Below are 16,255 nucleotides of genomic sequence, written 5' to 3' on the forward strand. Positions count from 1 at the left end.
CATCGTCCGCAAAAAGGCCTGTCTTGTCATTTCCCGGAAATTCGGGCATCGAGTGGGGCAATGGATCACAGCACCGGCTCTGAGTCGCCGGTCCCGCGGCTCTCCCTGAGAAACAAGATCGGCCCGGGCTTCCAGCCCGGCATGGTGCTTGTCGACCATATCGAGCTCAAGGAAGCACGGGGAAGCGCCGGGTATTGTGAACTCTGGTCGGCCTATGACCGGACCCGGCACCGTGCCGTGCTGCTGAAGGTATTGCCCAAGGCCCTGACCGCGCAGCCGGCATCCGATGCCCGCATTCATGCCGAAGTGCGGCGCACGATTCCCCTCCGCCACCGACACATCGTGGAAACGTTCGACGTCCACCACGACAACACCTGGACGGCGGTCGCCACGGAAGACGTGGAAGGGGAACCGCTATCCATCCGCTTGATCAAACAGGCCGCGGGCTATTTTGAGGTCGACCGCATCCGGCCGTGGGTCGGCCAATGCTGCGAGGCCCTGATTTACGCCCATGAGGCGGTGGGGGTGGTCCATGGAGACCTCAAGCTGCAGAATATCCTGATCGATGAGGAAAAGGGGGTCAAGGTCATCGACTTTCTCCTCGACCGCTCCCTGGCACTCTGGGCGGAAAAGGAACAGCAGACCATGGGGGCGAAGGACACCGATGCCTACCGCAGTCCGCAGATACTATCCGGACAGGTTCCCGGAGTGGCTGACGATGTTTATGCCTTCGGAGCCTGTTTGTATGCCCTCCTGACCGGCCATCCCCCCTTTTACCTCGGGGATATCCGCCAGCAGGTGAGGGAGAAGGTTCCGCCGTCACCCGGCCAAAGGCGCACGGAACTGGGCCGTCAGGGCAAGCCCATCCCGGCGGAATGGGAAGAAGTCATCACCGCCTGCCTGCAGAAAGATCCCGCCAAACGGCCCGAAAGCATGCGACGGGTCGCCCTCCGGCTGGGTTTCAAACCAGGTGCCACCAAGGTGAAAGGAAAACGCGGCCCGGGCATCGGGCGTTGGTTGACCCGTGATTTTCTCATCAACGCCATCATTGTTTTGGCGGTGTGCCTGCCGGTGGCCGGCGTCGGCTGGTGGTACACACAGTCCTATCTGCCGGCCGAAAAGGCACGCAAAGAGGCGGCGGTGCGGGCGGTGGAAGAAGCCCGCTTGAAGAAGGAAGAAGAAGCCCGGCTGAAAAAAGAAGCCGAGCAGGCCCTGGCGGCCGAGGCCGAGGCACGCAAGGCCCGTGAGGCCGAAGCCGAAGCGGCGGCACAACTTGCCCGCCAACGGGAAGCCGAAGAAGCGGACCGGAAGGCCCGGGCCCGGGGTTCCGTGCAAATCACCACGCAACCGGCCGGGGCCGAAATCACCCTCGGTTCGCTCCCCACCCTGAAAAGCCCGGCGGAGTTTCCGGCCGTTCCGGTGGGTGCGACCACGGCCCAGATCCGCCTCAAGGGTTACGACCCGGTCGATCTCGATCTGGAGGTGCGCGAAGGAGAACGAAGCGCACCCCCCACGGTTGTTCTGGTGCGGCAGTTGGGGAATGTGCAGATCACCAGCAAGCCAGACAAGGCCAAGGTCTACTCCGGAGGCAAGTCCATCGGGATCACCCCACTGGCCCTGACGGGTCTTCCCACCGGCCCGGTCACTTTCCGCATCGGATTCAAGGGATATGACACCGCGGAAGTCAGCGGCCAGATCCAGAAAGGGCGCGAGACGACCTTCAGCGTGACGCTTACCCCCTCACCCGGCCCCCCTTTTGGATCCGACTACGACAATTCCATCGGCATGAAGATGGTCTGGGTGCCTCCTTTGCAGGGCTGGGTCTCGCGCTATGAGACCACCCAGGACGATTTTCTCCGGGTCATGCGCGCGGACCCCAGCCAGTTCAAGGGACCCCGCAAGCCGGTGGAAAATGTCAGTTGGAAAGACGCCCAGGAGTTTTGCCGCCGTTTGACCACCGCGGAGGCCCGCTCGGGCCAGTTGCCGGCCACCCTCCGATACCGGCTGCCGACCGAGAAGGAGTGGGAGGCTTATGCCGCCAACACCGGGCTGGCCGATGCGGTCTCTGTCTTCAACGATCCCCAGACGCGTTCCCCGAGAGAAGTGGGAGCCGGTATGCCGAATGCCTTCGGCCTATACGATGTCCGGGGCAACGTCGCCGAATGGTGCCAGGATCTTTACGCCGGAAAAGCCGACCTTCGCGTGCTCCGGGGAGGCTCGTGGGTCAGCTCGCTCAAGGAAAGCCTGGCTTTGGACGCGCAGGACTACTCCGGGCTCAATGAGCGCAGCAACAGCCGGGGTTTCCGCTGTGTTTTGCTCTACGACGAACCCTGACGGGAATCGTCAGATCGCCTTGGCGCCGCGCTCTTCCGTGCGGATGCGGATCGCGTCATCAATCGGGATGATGAAGATTTTTCCGTCACCGATCTTGCCTGTTTTGGCCGAACGGATGATGGCCGCCGTGGCGGCTTCCAACAAAGCGTCATCCACCACCACTTCGATCTTCACCTTGGGAAGGAAGTCGACGGTGTATTCGGAGCCGCGGTAAATTTCGGTGTGCCCTTTCTGGCGCCCGAAGCCCTTGACCTCGGTCACGGTCAACCCTTCCACGCCCGTTTCGCTGAGGGCTTCTTTAACGTCTTCGAGCTTGAAAGGCTTGATGATGGCTTCGATTTTTTTCATAGGCACTTTCAGTAAAGCGGTTTTGGGTTGTCAGACAAGGAGGAAGTGGTGCCGGTTTGGCCGGGCACCAGTGTGCCGAGGCTCTGCAGGGCGTGAAGCCGGTGGAAGTAGCCCTGTTGATTCGCCAGCAGATTCCCCAATTTGCCGTCCTCCACGATGGTTCCGTCACGGAACACCAGAACCCGGTCCACCCAGCGCAGGGTGGACAGCCGGTGGGCCACAATCAGCGTGGTTCGGTTGTGGCAGAGGATAAGGAGGTCCTCCTGCAACCGTGCTTCCGTCTCCACATCAAGGGCACTGGTGGGCTCGTCGAGGATGACAATCGCGGGATTGCGGAGGAAAACACGGGCCAGGGCGATGCGTTGCCTTTGACCACCGGACAGTCGACCTCCGCGCTCGCCACAGCGGGTATCGTAGCCGTTTTCCAACCGGCGGATGAAGGCGTCAGCCTGGGCCTGCCGGGCTGCGGCCTCGACCTCCGCATCCGTGGCATTGGAACGTCCGAAGCGGATGTTCTCCCGAATGGAGTCATTCCACAGAAAGGCCTCCTGGCCCAGGATGGCGGTAGCCCTTCTCAGCGGAAGACAACCGATTTCTTCAAGGGAGGACCCGTCCCACAGAATTCTTCCGGATGTGGGGACATAGAAGCCCATGATCAAATCGACAAAAGTGGATTTTCCCGCACCAGTCTCCCCGACCAGACCGACGGTTTGGCCCGGGGGAATGACCAGATCAATACCATGCAGGGCAGGTTGTTTATTGCCGGGGTAACAAAACGTAACCGATTCCAAATGAATGCCGCCGCGCAGGAGGAGCGGGCGCCGAGGTTTGAGAAACGCCTCCACTTCCTTGGAATCTAGAATTTCGAACAGGGCCTCCATGCCGGGTTTGGTCGGGAGCCATTGTTCAAATGCACCGATGACAGCATTGATGCCGCTTTGGAGGAAGCTAAGCAGGGCGGTGAAGGCGACCAACTCACCCATGGTTGCCTGGCCCTGAAGGTAAAACCACCCCCCGGCGCACCAGACCAGGACGGGTATGATGCTGGTGGCCATTTGCAGCCACATCAACATCCAACGGATGGCCAGGCTGGCATCGTAGCCGGCCGCACGCAGGTTCTCAATCGTTTGGGCCAGCCGGCTCGACATCATTTCCTCGTTCCCGAAACTCTTCGTCAACCGCATGCCGGCAATAAATTCCACCATCCGTTCGGAGAAGTTTTCCCCCTCGATTTGCACGCGCTGGTTGAGGGATTTGAGGCGGTGGTGGAGCAGCCTGACCATGATTATCTGGACGGGGATCAGGGAGACGGCCAGCAATGTTAGCCGCGGGTTCAACCAGGACAGGTAAAAAAAGGTCCCAATACTGATGACTGTTTCCACCCAGATGCGGTTGCAGGTCGCGGAAAGAAACCCCTCCAGACGCGCAAGATCCACCGTGACCTTGTTCGACAAGGCCCCGGCACCGTGCCGGGTGAAAAAACTCATGGACATGCGCTGCAGGTGGTCGACGGTAAGGCGCCGCATTTTGGCGATGATTTGGCGCAGAATGACCTGGGAGCAGGCAAAGGCCTTGACGGTAAACCAGGCATGAACGGGCCACCACAAAATATTGGCGATAAAATATGCCGCGATCCAATGCCAGGATTTTCCCGCCAGCAAAACGTGATCCACAAACCAACCCACCCCAGCGGTGAAGGGAATATAAGAAAGCGCCTGGAAAGTTTGGAACAGCGCCATCTTGGCCAGCACCTTCGGATCGTCCAGTGCCAGAGAAAGCACGCGCCACAGGGCGGGCGGCGGTTTTTTTTCAACGGGAGGATTCATCTGGGGTCCGGGGCCCCCAACCGTTGGCAGGAAGGATGCACAGCAAGCATCAAGTCGGGACACGATGGGATCTATCGATCACCGGATCAAGTGTAAAAAGAAGCAGGAGATTCCGGCTAGTCCGGAATCTCCTGCGGCAGAGAACGGTCTGGGAAGTTAGACGGCCTTCTCGCCCTTTTCTTCCGTGCGGATGCGGACGGCTTCTTCAACCGGGAGGATGAAGATCTTGCCATCGCCGATCTTGCCGGTTTTGGCGGCCTTGACGATGGTTTCAACCGCCTTGTCGATGAGGGCATCACCGAGGACGATTTCGATCTTCACCTTGGGGAGGAAGTCGACGGTGTATTCGGAACCGCGGTAGATTTCGGTGTGGCCTTTCTGGCGGCCGAAACCCTTGACTTCGGAGACCGTGAGGCCTTCGACGCCGATTTCTGTGAGGGCTTCCTTCACTTCTTCAAGTTTGAAGGGTTTGATGACTGCTTCGATTTTTTTCATTGGATAAATTCCTTGGTTGGGCTTCCGGGGGTGCGGGGGGAGAGGCCCCCCGCTTTCCGGAAACATGGTTCAGTTGGCGACGTAGCCCTCTTCGCCGTGTTCGTTGATGTCGAGGCCGGAGGCTTCAACTTCTTCGCTCGGGCGGAGACCGATGGTGAATTTGATCAGCAAGCCGATGATGACCGTGGCCACGACCGAGAGGATGATGGTGAGGCCGCAGGCCTTGAGCTGGGCGACCACGAGGCCGCCTTCGGTGACCAGTTTGGCCAGGCCGTTCGGAACGGCGTAGACCTCGCTCACGAGGTTGGCGTTGACATCCTTGGTGGCCAGCAGGCCGGTGAGGATGGCCCCGAGGGTTCCACCGACGCCGTGGACGCCGAAGGTGTCGAGGGCGTCATCGACTTTGAGGATGGGCTTGAGGAAGACCACGGCGGCATAGGGGACCAATCCGGCGAGCACGCCGATGATCATGGCTCCCTTGGCGGTGACAAAGCCGCAAGCCGGGGTGATGACAACCAGACCGGCGACGATGCCGGAGCAGAAGCCGAGGACCGAGGCCTTGCCCTTGTGGAAGGATTCAGCCAGTGCCCAAACGAATCCGCCCACGGCGGCCGCGAGGGTGGTGGTCATGAAGGCCTGGGAGGCGATGCCATCAGCGGCCAGCGCGGAACCGGCATTGAAGCCATACCAGCCGACCCAGAGCATACCCGTGCCGACCATGCACAAAACCATGGAGTGGGGGGCCATTTTTTCAGTGCCATGGCCTTTGCGTTTGCCGAGCATGATGGCCAGGACCAGGGCGCTCCATCCGGAGGACATGTGAACCACGGTGCCACCGGCAAAGTCAATCGCGGGAATAGCGGCCGCGCTGTTCCAGACGCCGTTCATGAGGCCGTCAAAACCCCACACCATGTGGGCCAGGGGGAAGTAAACCAGGAACATCCAGAAGCCGACAAAGGTCAGCACGGCGGCGAACTTCATGCGCTCGGCAATGGCGCCGATGATGAGGGCGGGGGTGATGGCTGCGAAGGTCAGCTGGAAGATCACGAAGGTCAGCTCGGGGATCTCGACGCCGGCCGAGAAGGTGGCGGACGTGGTCGAGGGCGTGACACCCGAGAGGAAGAGCTTGCTGAAATCACCGATAAAGGCCGAAAGGCCGCCTTCGGTCGGGCCGTTGAAGGCCAGCGAGTAGCCGTAGATCACCCAGAGCAGGGCAATCATCGAGAAGCCGGCGAGGACCTGCATCAGGACCGAGAGCATGTTCTTGGCGCGGACGAGACCGCCGTAGAACAGGGCGAGGCCCGGAATGGTCATGGCGATCACGAGGATCGTCGAGATGAGCATCCAGGTGGTGTCACCCTTGTCGACGGTGGCGGCGGCCACTTCGGCAACGGCTTCGGTGGCGGCAGCGGCCGCATCGGCGGCGGGAGCCGCGGCATCCTGGGCAAAGGCTGGCAGAGCCAGTGCGAGCGAGGCGAGGGCCACCGCTCCAAGGATTTTTGACGTCTTAAGTGCTGTCATTGTGGTTTCCCCAAGAGAAAGCGGCATCAGAGCGCGGCCGCGCCGGTTTCACCGGTGCGGATGCGCGTCACTGCCAGGAGATCGAGGACGAAGATCTTGCCGTCGCCGATGCGACCGGTCTGCGCGCTCTCGCGGATGGCCGAGACGATGGCGTCCGACTGGGCGTCGTCCACGGCGATCTCGATCTTGAGCTTGGGCAGGAAGTGCACGGCATATTCGGTGCCGCGATAGATTTCCGAGTGCCCCTTCTGGCGGCCGTAACCTTTCACTTCGGTCACGGTCATGCCGTGGACGTCGAGCGAGTTGAGGGCCTGTCGGACCTCTTCAAGGCGCGACGGTTTGATGATTGCCACCACCAGTTTCATGGATGCCCCTTTCGATAGCTGTTGGACGGTCTCCAATGGTCCAAACAGACTCAAGCGGCGTGCCAAAGTTTCGCCACGGTCGTCAACGTTATGATTCTGTTAGAGATTTCGATATGCTAGGCGATATGCAGCGCCCAAAGACGCGCCAGATGCTGGGGATGATGCACAATTCGTGTGCAGCCTAACTCTGAATGATGCTCTTTTAGGCAACTTGGCCCTGCGGCAGCACAGCGCTTGCAGGCCGGGGGCAGAGAGCCGAAATTGAGTCGACAGAAGCGCTTAGCGCCCGACCTTCAGGTGAGCCGATGCAGGACGAGAAATTCGATGTCGTCATCGTGGGCGGTGGCCCGGCCGGACTCGCCATGGCGCTGGCGCTCACCCGGTTCCTCGACGGCGTGAGGGTGGCGCTGCTCGACCGGCGGCCGTTCACCGTGCCGAACGACCAGCGCGCTTTCGCCATCGCGGCAGGCGTCCGGCGGGTGTTCGAGTCGCTCGGTGTCTGGGATGCCATGGCGCCGGCAGCCTCGCCGGTCAAAGCCATGAAGCTCACCGATTCGGGCCGTGGCGACATTTCCCGGCCGCTGTTTTTGACCTTCGATGGCGATGTGGCACCGGGCGAACCCTTTGCGCATCTGGTTCCCAACACCGCCATGCAGGCGGCCTTGCTGAAGGCGGTCGAGGGCAAGGTGAGCTTTCTGACGCCGGTGGAGATCACCGGCCTCGCGCCGGGGAAACTCAGCCTCAAGGACGGCCGGACGATTTCGGCGCCGCTGATCGTAGCGTCGGACGGCGCCAATTCGACGCTCCGCAGCATGGCGGGGATCGAGGTTTTTACCCACGACTACCGCCAGTCGGGCATCGTCACCACCATCCGGCACGAACTCGACCATGAGGGCGTGGCCTATGAGCATTTCCGCCCCAATGGTCCGTTCGCCAGCCTGCCGCTGCTCGATGCGGCCGGCAAAGGCACGCGCTCGTCGCTGGTCTGGACCGAAACCACCGCCGAAGCGGCACGCATAAAGGAGCTGCCACTCGAGGTGATTGCCGCCGAGATCGAGGCCGTGATGGGTTCGACGCTGGGCGCCGTCACCGTCGAAGAGCGGCCGCAGGCCTTTCCGCTCGGGCTGAAACTGGCCAAATCCTTCATCGGGCCGCGGCTGGCGCTCATCGGCGACGCTGCACACGTTGTTCACCCAATTGCCGGGCAGGGGCTCAATCTGGGTTTGAAGGACGTGGCGGCGCTGGCCGAAGTGGTGGTCGAAGCCATGCGCATGGGGCTCGACCACGGCGCCGCCGACCGGCTCGAGCGCTACCAGCGCTGGCGCCGGCTCGACACCTCGGTGATGGCCTTCGTCACCGACGGCATGAATCGGCTCTTTTCCAACGACGTCGCTCCCGTGCGGGCACTGCGCGATTTCGGGCTCGGCGTGGTGGATCGGATGCCGGCGGTCAAAGGCGCACTGATTTCGCAGGCGGCCGGCATCGATCGCGGCGGGCCGCGGCTGTTGAGCGGGTTGGCGATTTAAGGCCGCTAGGCGCCGGCTTGGGTGTCTCCTCCCCCCTTTCGGGGGAGGGTCAGGGTGGGGGGAAGGAGAGCCCGGGAATGTGCCCGAGATATCCGGACCATCCCCAACGTCACTGGCCCATCACCCCCCACCCCTGTCCCCTCCCCTTGCGGGGGAGGGAGACCTGACTGAGGGGCCGCCGCCCGCTCCGCTACCCGATCCCCAGCCGGCGCTTTTCAACCATGTCGTCAGGGTCGAATTCGCGAGCCTCATCGAGGCTCAGCATGGGGACGCCGTCGCGGATGGGGAAGGCAAGGTGGGCGGCGACCGAGATCAGTTCGGTGCTATCGGCCGACAAGGTGAGCCGCGTCTTGGTCAGCGGGCAGACCAGCATTTCGAGGGTGCGCGGGTCGACCACATAGCGCGGGTTCACCGCCGGCGGGCGCGAACCGAACTCGCTCAATTGAGCGGCGCGGCGGCCTTGCCGCCCTTGGCCATCTCGAATTCGGCCAGTGCGATCAGCGTTTCGGCACGGGCTTCGAGCGTGCCGGCTTCGAGCAGCACCTGCTTTTCGGCGGCCCCGTAGGGCGAGACCATGCAGCAGAAGTTCACGAGGTCGGCCGTGCCGGTCTTCTTGATCTCGTCCCAGTTGAGCTCGAAATTGGCGAACTCGGCATAGTCCTTCATCATCTTGAGGAAGCGCGTGCGGTCCACGGCCTCCTCGCCATGCAGGCGGTCGAAATCGAGCGCGAAGCGTTCGGCCGAAATGCGGAACTGCCGGTAGGGCGTCCGCATCGTGACCTCTTGCAGCACCTCGAAGCGGCTGAGGCCTTCGAGAATGATGAAATAGCGGCCTTCGCCATTCTCTTCGAAGTGGGTGAGGCGGCCGAGGCAGCCGATCTTTTGCAGCGGGGCCTGTCCCCGCGGGCTTTCCTCGCTGGTGTCCTCGGGCTGGATCAGCCCGATCAGCCGGTTGCCCGACAGCGCATGGTCGACCATGTCGACATAGCGCGGCTCGAAGATGTTGAGCGGCCGATGCGCGAAGGGCAGCAGCAAAGCGCCCGACAGCGGGAAGACCGGCACCATCTCGGGCAGTTCAGCGGGTGAGGCGGGGCGCTTGAGCATTCTGTCTATCTTACGAGAAAAGCACGGCCGAGAGGAGTCGGCGTCCCTTTATGGTTGCGGGATCCTTGGGGCCCCAGGCCTCGAAGAGCTCGAGCAGCTTCTTGCGGGCGCCGTCCTCGTTCCAGGTGCGGTCGCGCTTCATCAGCGCCACCAGCGCTTCGGCGGCTTCGACGCGCTTGCCTTCGGCATTGCGCACCACGGCGAGATCGAAGCAGGTCTGGTGGTCGTCGGGATTGGCGGCGAGTTTGGCTTCCAGCTCATCGGCTTCCGACAGGTCGCCGGCTTCGAGCAGCAGTTTCAGCGCCGAGGTGGCGGACGCATAGGCTTCGCCCTTGCGCTCGGCTTCGGGCACCATGTCGAGGGTCGCCTGCGCCTGTTCGGTATCGCCGACCTCAAGGAAGATCTTGGTCATGCCGAGGAGAGCCTCGACGTTTTCGGGCTGGTTCTGCAGCACCATGCCAAAAATCTGCGCGGCCTGGTTGAGGTCGCCCATGGTGGCGGCTTGCTTGGCGGCGTCGAGCGCAGTCCTGATCTGCTCTTCGATCGAGCCCGCCTTGGGCTGGCCGGGACCGGCCGAAGCGATGACCTTGTCGGCAAAGCGGCGCACTTCGCTCTCGGGCACGGCGCCCATGAAGGCATCGACCGGGCGGCCGCCCGCAAACGCGAACACGGCCGGAATCGACTGGATGCCGAGCTGGCCGGCAATGGCAGGGTTCTCGTCGATATTGATCTTCACGAGGCGGATCTTGCCGTTCTTCTCGTTGATGACCTTTTCGAGGTTGGGGGTCAGCTGGCGGCACGGGCCGCACCAGGGTGCCCAGAAATCAACGAGCACCGGCGCCTCGAGCGAGGCATCGATGACGTCGGCCTTGAAGGCACGATCCGTCGACTCCTTGATCAGCGCTGCAACGGGGGCAGCTGCCGCCGGGCTGCCACTCGCCAGATTGATATCCATTCCGGTCCGATCCTCACCTGGATTTGGGGCTTCGCAAAACCGTCAAAACTTAGGGTTGCAAAGCCGCTTTCGATTAGGCATATAGGCGCCCGTCGACGCGGTGCCAAGTCATCGTGAGTTGACGATGGAGTGCGGGTGTAGCTCAGGGGTAGAGCATAACCTTGCCAAGGTTAGGGTCGAGGGTTCGAATCCCTTCGCCCGCTCCAAACTTCCCGACCCAGGGAAACAAAGGCGCCTTCGGGCGCCTTTTTGTTTGCGCTGCGAAACGATCGGTCGCAGCGCAAAGTGCTGCGGCCACGACAGTTTGGCCCGCGCCGATACCCCCGAATACACTCGCCGTTAATCAAAACCGCTGAGAATGCAGGGCGTTTCAGGGCTTCGGTCCGGGGCGATTTTTTCAGCGTGAGTTTCGAGCCGCATGCGCCTCATTATCGGTATTTTGACGGTTATCGGCTCTGTTCTCGGCGGTTACGCCGCGATGGGCGGCAAGCTCTATGTGCTGTTCCAGCCCTTTGAATTCGTCATCATTCTGGGTGCCGCCATCGGCGCTTTCGTCATCGGCAATACCGGGCCGGTGCTCAAGCAGACGCTCGGCGTGTTCGGCACGCTGTTCCGCGGACCGCGCTACAACAAGGCCGCCTATGTGGAACTGCTCGGGCTGCAGTTCAGCCTGTTCAAGCTGGTGCAGGCCAAGGGCTTGCTGGCGCTCGAGCCGCACATCGAAAATCCGGAAGGCTCGTCGATCTTCCAGCGCTTCCCGACCTTTGCCAAGAACCACCACGCGGTGGAGTTCCTCTGCGACTACCTGCGCATGGTCACACTCGGCACCAATGTGGTGCACGAGATGGAAGCGCTCATGGACGAGGAACTGGAAACTCACCACCAGGAGCAGGAGCGCCTCGTGGCGGCGATCCAGTCGCTGGCCGACGGTACCCCGGCGCTCGGTATCGTGGCTGCCGTGCTCGGCGTGATCAAGACCATGGGCGCCATTTCCGAGCCGCCCGAAGTGCTCGGACACCTGATCGGCGGCGCGCTGGTGGGTACGTTCTTCGGCGTGTTCGTGGCCTATGGGTTCTTCGGACCGATGGCCCAGTCGCTCAAGAACATCTTCGAAAACGAGTCCAAGTACTTTCTCTCGATCAAGGTTGGCCTTCTTGCCCACATGTCCGGCTACGCTCCGGCCATTGCCATTGAGTTCGCCCGCAAGGCGCTGATGAGCGAAGTGCGGCCGACCTTTGCCGAGGTGGATGAAGCGACCGCCAACCTCCCCGCCCTCACCTAAGCCGGGCGGGATAGAGGCCGATGCGCAACGACCAGCCGTTCATCATCAAGAAGATCAAGAAGGCCGGCCATGCCCATCATGGCGGCGCCTGGAAGATTGCCTACGCGGACTTCGTGACCGCCATGATGGCCTTCTTCCTGCTGCTCTGGCTCATCTCGATGACCACGCCCGAACAGAAGCAGGGCCTTGCCGATTATTTCGCCCCGCCCAGCATCAGCCCCTCGACCAGCGGTGCCGGCGGCGTGATGGGCGGTACGGCGCTCGATTCGACCGGCGAGAAGATGGCCGGTTCATCGAGCGACGTCGCCAAGGCGGTCACCGCCTCGCCGGACAACCAGACCGGCGAAGAGGAAGCCGCGATCGGCGGCCGTGCCGGCCAGGCCGGTACCGAGATGGATGCCAGCGAATCCTCGCGCACCAATCTCTCGTCCAGCGAAGACCAGGTGTTCCACAGCGCCGCGGCCAGCATCCGCCAGGCCTGGCAGGCCATGCCCGACATCACTGAGATCGCCGATAACCTGGTGATCGAGGAGACCAAGGAAGGGCTCAACATCCAGCTCATCGACCAGGAGGGGCGGCCGATGTTCCCCGAAGGGTCGAAATATCCGTTCGAGGCGACCCGCAAGGCCATCGCCGCCATCGCTCCGGTGCTGCAGCAACTGCCCAACCAGATCTCGATCTCGGGGCATACGGCGGCCGGCAGCCGTTATGACAATCCGCGCTATGGCGCCTGGGAGCTCTCGAGCGACCGCGCCAATGTCACGCGCGCCATCCTCTCCGAATTCGGGCTGCGAGATGACCGGATCGACGCGGTGACCGGCAAGGCAACGGCTGAGCCGTTCTTCCCGAACGACCCATACCTGGCCGCCAACGAACGCATCAAGATCGTGGTGCTTTACCAGGCGCCGCCAGTGCCGGCGGGCATGAAGCCGTAAGGCTCGGGACGCGCATGCCGTCACGGACAACAAAAAGCCCCGGCATCGCTGCCGGGGCTTTCGATTTCTGCGCTCTGCTGCCGATCAGGTCGGGCTGGCGAGGGTCTGGACGACCTGTTCGTCGAGCGGATCGCCGACTTCCACGGCCTGCGCGATCAGGACCGCGGTGTTGGCGCGGCTGGTGTCGTTGAACTGGACCGCAACGTTCTGGATCGCCTGAGCGATCACCGGGTTGCTGACGCCGGCGGTCGAGCTCGCCAGCACCACCACGAGGTTGGCGAGCAGCGCATCGGCCTGATTGGGCGGCAGGGCCTTGGCGGCCTGCACATAGAGCGCAACGGCGGCATTGCAGCTGTTGACGTCGACATTGGGACCGCTGCAGGCGGCCAGCACGGCGCTGGCATCGGCGGTCTGGGCGGCTGCCGGCAGAGCAGCAAATCCGGTGAGCGCAACGGTGAGCGCTGCAACGGCCATCATTGTCCGCATTGCGAATCTCCTTGGGACCTTTGGCGGGCAGTATGCGGTCATAGCTCTTACCTAAACTTTACTTTTCATTCGGAAATACCCGTGAGCGACCGTTTTCGGCGCCCTCGCTTGCGCCAGCGCCAGACGTGCGGCACAAGTCGAATCACCCGTCCGGCCGGTGATTTGCATGGCGGCGGGCAGGTACGGATCCGAGAGGCGGCATGAAGCTGGGTCTGATTGCGGTGCTGACCGGCGCGGCCATGCTGACCGCGGCCGGCGCAGTGACCGCATACCAGGAACTGGACGCATTCTCCGCCGGTGGCTTTGGCCCGGCCGACCGTTTCGCTGCCCTGCAATCGCAGAGCTATCATGCAGCGCCTTCGCTGCTCGGCAAGCGGCTGGTGCTCGATGCCTGCGTGGAGGCGATCGGCGGACTCTATGGGCGCATGCAGGCGGCAACAGACCGGCAGGCCGTGTTCGAGCATTGCCGCAGCGAGGCCGATGCCATCGCCCGCGACGTGCCGAGCTATTCATACGCCTATTATGTCGGCGCGCGGGCCGCTGCCCTCCTCGGCGACGCCGGCGGGTTTAACCGCCGCATCCTCTTTTCGCAGATGACCGGGCCGACGGAGCAATGGGTGGCGGAGCTGCGCGCTGCGCTGGTCGAAGACAATATCGGCTCGATCACCCCGGAGGTGGCCCAGCGCCACCTCGCCGATCTGCGGCTCCTCGTTGGCAGCCAGCGCGGCATTGCCAGCATTTCGAGCCGCTATATCAAGGAGCCGGCGTTCCGCGAGCGGATCACCGCGATCGTCGAAACCATGCCGGAAGCCGACCAGGCGCGCTTCGTCGCCAATGTGCGCTATGCCGCGGGGGCCTCATGAGCAGCCTGCCGCAGGGCATCACCATCGAACGGCACATGGCCGCCGCAGGCCCCAGCGAGCATCACTCGCGGCGCAGCGGGCGGCTCAACACCGTGCTCGCCTGGTTCCTCGTTGCAGCAGTTGGGATCGCGCCGATCCCGCTGGCCAGCAACCGGCCCTTCTTCTGGGCCATGTGGGCAGGGCTGATCGGCTTCGGCGGCATCATTTATCTCGGGGCCCTCTGGCTGCGTGGCGAAGACCTGCGCGTGCCGCTCCGCCAGCTGTGGCTGCCGGCGCTGGCCTGGCTCGCCGTACTCGGCTATCTCGGCCTGCAGATGCTGCCGGTGCCGTCGAGCTTCGTCACCGTGGCAGGCGACGTGGTCGCCAGTCCGGCGCTCAGCCTCGCGCCCGGCGCGACGCTGCTCATGCTGCTGCAGCTCGCGACCTACGGGCTCTTCTTTCTCCTCATGCTGCAGGTGGCGGCCAATCGCAGCCGGGCCCGCAACGTGGGCGTGGCGCTGCTCCTGGTCATCGCCGCGCATGCGCTTTATGGCCTCGTGGCGCTGATCATCCTCGATGACTCGCTGCTGTTTTTTTCCAAATGGTCCTATGTGGGCTTTGCCACGGGTACCTTCGTCAATCGCAATTCCTTCGCCACATTCCTTGCTTCGGGCGTGGTGCTCGGCGTGCTGCTGGCGCTGCGCGAGTTTCGGTCTGGCCGGGCGCATGCCGGCATGGCGCCGATTTATCTGGCTGCTACCGCGATGATCTTTGCGACGCTCCTCGCGACAGGGTCGCGCATGGGGCTTCTCGCCGGCCTCGTGGGCACCGGCCTTGCGGCACTGCTCGCCGCCGGCAAGGGTGACGCCGCCAAGGGCAGGCGCGGCCGCCTGCTGCTCGCCGCCATTCCGGTTGTGGCCGGCATCGCCCTGCTGCTGCTTTATGGCGCCAGCACGTTCGACCGGCTGGGTTCACTCGAAAACGATGCCAATGTACGCGGCGATCTCTACATGCAGGTCTTCGGCATGATCGCGGCGCGACCGTGGCTCGGCTACGGGGGCGGCACGTTCGAGGTCGCCTATCCGCTGTTTCACCAGTTGCCGGTCAGCCCGGATCTCGTCTGGGACAAGGCGCATTCGACCTATCTCAGCCTCTGGGCCGAACTCGGCCTCGTTTTCGGCTCGCTCCCCATTCTGGTTGTCGCAGGCTTTGCCGCCCTGGCGCTGCGCTTCTACCTGGCGCGCCGCGGCGACTGGACGGCGCCGGCCGCGGCCTTCTGCGTCACGGTGGTTGTGGCGCTGCACTCGATCGTCGATTTCAGCCTCGAAATGCAGGCCAATGTCTTTCTCTTCCTTGCCATTCTCGCCATCGGGGTCGCCAGCCGCCCCGATATTCGCGCCGACGACGCGGAGGCCTAGGCGATGAACGCGCTCAAGGCCTGGCTCAGTGGGCTCATCGCCGGCAAGGATCCCGGCCCCGCCGCACCGCGCCTCCATGCCGCGCAGCGGCCGCCGCTGCTCTACGCCATCGGCGACGTGCATGGCTGCCTCACCGAGCTCAAGGCGCTCGAAGCCCGCATCGTTGCCGACGCCGCCAGCGAGCCGGGCGAAAAGTGGCTGGTGATGCTGGGCGACTATGTCGATCGCGGGCCGCATTCGGCGCAGGTCATCGACCACCTGCTGGCCCCGCCGCCCAAGGGCTTCAAGCGCATCTGCCTGCGCGGCAACCACGAGGCCGCCATGCTGGGGGCGCTCGATGGCGCCGGGCTCGAAACCTGGCTCGGCTGGGGCGTCGAGTCGACGCTGGCCTCGTACGGGCTGGGCGCTGCACAGATCGCCCTGCTGTCGGGCCCGGGGCGGCTCTCGGCCAAGCAGCAGACGCTCGCCGCCTATATTCCGGACGAGCACGCCACCTTCCTCCGCGAGCTGCCCACCATGCTCACCGTGCCCGGCTACATCTTCGTCCATGCCGGCCTCCGCCCCGGCGTCCCCCTCGCCGCCCAGCGCGACAACGATCTCCTCTGGATCCGCGGTGATTTCCTCGACACCGACCACGATTTCGGCGCCGTCATCGTCCACGGCCACACCCCCGCCGACGAGCCGTTCCTGTCGGCTTATCGGATCGGGCTGGACACGGGCTGCTTCGCCAGCGGCCGGCTCACGGGGCTCAGGGTGGACGGGGACGGGGCGTGGGTGGTGTGATGTTGCGTGGCTCGGGGGTCGGTGCGACCATCGAG

The 16,255-nt window shown here is 63.5% G+C and carries 16 protein-coding genes and 1 tRNA gene; 8 read left to right on the plus strand and 9 right to left on the minus strand.

What is annotated here, in order from left to right:
* Window positions 1-60 precede the first annotated feature (60 nt).
* Window positions 61-2,334, plus strand: coding sequence for an SUMF1/EgtB/PvdO family nonheme iron enzyme (locus SFU85_09835; protein MDX6767080.1), 2,274 nt, complete (start codon window positions 61-63; stop codon window positions 2,332-2,334).
* A gap of 9 nt (window positions 2,335-2,343) precedes the next feature.
* On the opposite strand, the gene SFU85_09840 is transcribed toward SFU85_09835, so the two are convergent.
* The 5 genes from SFU85_09840 to SFU85_09860 form a co-directional block, all read right to left on the minus strand.
* Window positions 2,344-2,682 carry a P-II family nitrogen regulator gene (locus SFU85_09840; protein ID MDX6767081.1) on the minus strand — a complete coding sequence of 113 codons (339 nt, stop codon included), beginning with the start codon at window positions 2,680-2,682 and terminating at the stop codon, window positions 2,344-2,346.
* 8 nt (window positions 2,683-2,690) lie between these two features.
* Window positions 2,691-4,508, minus strand: a complete 1,818-nt coding sequence (locus tag SFU85_09845; GenBank protein ID MDX6767082.1) for an ABC transporter ATP-binding protein — start codon at window positions 4,506-4,508, stop codon at window positions 2,691-2,693.
* Between the two features lie 156 nt (window positions 4,509-4,664).
* Window positions 4,665-5,003, minus strand: a complete 339-nt coding sequence (locus tag SFU85_09850) for a P-II family nitrogen regulator (GenBank protein MDX6767083.1) — start codon at window positions 5,001-5,003, stop codon at window positions 4,665-4,667.
* 69 nt (window positions 5,004-5,072) lie between these two features.
* A complete protein-coding gene (locus SFU85_09855) occupies window positions 5,073-6,524 on the minus strand; it encodes an ammonium transporter (protein ID MDX6767084.1) in 1,452 nt (483 codons plus the stop codon).
* A 26-nt stretch (window positions 6,525-6,550) separates the two neighbouring features.
* Complete coding sequence (locus SFU85_09860) at window positions 6,551-6,889, minus strand: P-II family nitrogen regulator (protein MDX6767085.1); 339 nt, start codon at window positions 6,887-6,889, stop codon at window positions 6,551-6,553.
* Between the two features lie 305 nt (window positions 6,890-7,194).
* Between SFU85_09860 and SFU85_09865 the strand changes: the two genes are divergently transcribed.
* Window positions 7,195-8,415: an FAD-dependent monooxygenase gene (locus tag SFU85_09865; GenBank protein ID MDX6767086.1), complete on the plus strand. Its 1,221-nt coding sequence runs from the start codon at window positions 7,195-7,197 to the stop codon at window positions 8,413-8,415.
* 190 nt (window positions 8,416-8,605) lie between these two features.
* On the opposite strand, the gene SFU85_09870 is transcribed toward SFU85_09865, so the two are convergent.
* The 3 genes from SFU85_09870 to SFU85_09880 are packed head-to-tail and all read right to left on the minus strand — an operon-like array spanning window position 8,606 to window position 10,474.
* Window positions 8,606-8,857 (minus strand): Trm112 family protein, encoded by a 252-nt coding sequence (locus SFU85_09870; protein ID MDX6767087.1) that lies wholly within the window; start codon window positions 8,855-8,857, stop codon window positions 8,606-8,608.
* Entirely contained in the window at window positions 8,854-9,519 is a 666-nt protein-coding gene (locus tag SFU85_09875; protein MDX6767088.1) for an LON peptidase substrate-binding domain-containing protein, read from the minus strand. The genes SFU85_09870 and SFU85_09875 overlap by 4 nt, the downstream gene beginning before the upstream one ends.
* Before the next feature lie 10 nt (window positions 9,520-9,529).
* The gene (locus SFU85_09880) at window positions 9,530-10,474 is read right to left on the minus strand and encodes a co-chaperone YbbN (GenBank protein MDX6767089.1); all 945 of its coding nucleotides are present in this window, start codon (window positions 10,472-10,474) and stop codon (window positions 9,530-9,532) included.
* A gap of 131 nt (window positions 10,475-10,605) precedes the next feature.
* On the opposite strand from SFU85_09880, the gene SFU85_09885 reads away from it, so the two are divergent.
* From SFU85_09885 to SFU85_09895, 3 genes are all read left to right on the plus strand, one after another.
* Window positions 10,606-10,680 (plus strand) — tRNA-Gly (locus SFU85_09885).
* Between the two features lie 212 nt (window positions 10,681-10,892).
* On the plus strand, window positions 10,893-11,756 hold the full coding sequence (gene motA / locus SFU85_09890; protein MDX6767090.1) for a flagellar motor stator protein MotA: 864 nt from the start codon (window positions 10,893-10,895) through the stop codon (window positions 11,754-11,756).
* A gap of 20 nt (window positions 11,757-11,776) precedes the next feature.
* A complete protein-coding gene (locus SFU85_09895) occupies window positions 11,777-12,691 on the plus strand; it encodes a flagellar motor protein MotB (protein MDX6767091.1) in 915 nt (304 codons plus the stop codon).
* 84 nt (window positions 12,692-12,775) lie between these two features.
* Here SFU85_09895 and SFU85_09900 read toward each other — a convergent pair whose 3' ends face one another.
* On the minus strand, window positions 12,776-13,168 hold the full coding sequence (locus tag SFU85_09900; GenBank protein MDX6767092.1) for a hypothetical protein: 393 nt from the start codon (window positions 13,166-13,168) through the stop codon (window positions 12,776-12,778).
* 209 nt (window positions 13,169-13,377) lie between these two features.
* Between SFU85_09900 and SFU85_09905 the strand changes: the two genes are divergently transcribed.
* The 3 genes from SFU85_09905 to SFU85_09915 are packed head-to-tail and all read left to right on the plus strand — an operon-like array spanning window position 13,378 to window position 16,220.
* Window positions 13,378-14,040 carry a hypothetical protein gene (locus SFU85_09905; GenBank protein ID MDX6767093.1) on the plus strand — a complete coding sequence of 221 codons (663 nt, stop codon included), beginning with the start codon at window positions 13,378-13,380 and terminating at the stop codon, window positions 14,038-14,040.
* Entirely contained in the window at window positions 14,037-15,437 is a 1,401-nt protein-coding gene (locus SFU85_09910; GenBank protein MDX6767094.1) for an O-antigen ligase family protein, read from the plus strand. The genes SFU85_09905 and SFU85_09910 overlap by 4 nt, the downstream gene beginning before the upstream one ends.
* A gap of 3 nt (window positions 15,438-15,440) precedes the next feature.
* Window positions 15,441-16,220 (plus strand): metallophosphoesterase family protein, encoded by a 780-nt coding sequence (locus SFU85_09915; GenBank protein ID MDX6767095.1) that lies wholly within the window; start codon window positions 15,441-15,443, stop codon window positions 16,218-16,220.
* Window positions 16,221-16,255: the final 35 nt, after the last annotated feature.

It is taken from the genome of Candidatus Methylacidiphilales bacterium, from assembly GCA_033875315.1.
GTDB lineage: Bacteria > Verrucomicrobiota > Verrucomicrobiia > Methylacidiphilales > CAZTYG01 > JANRJG01.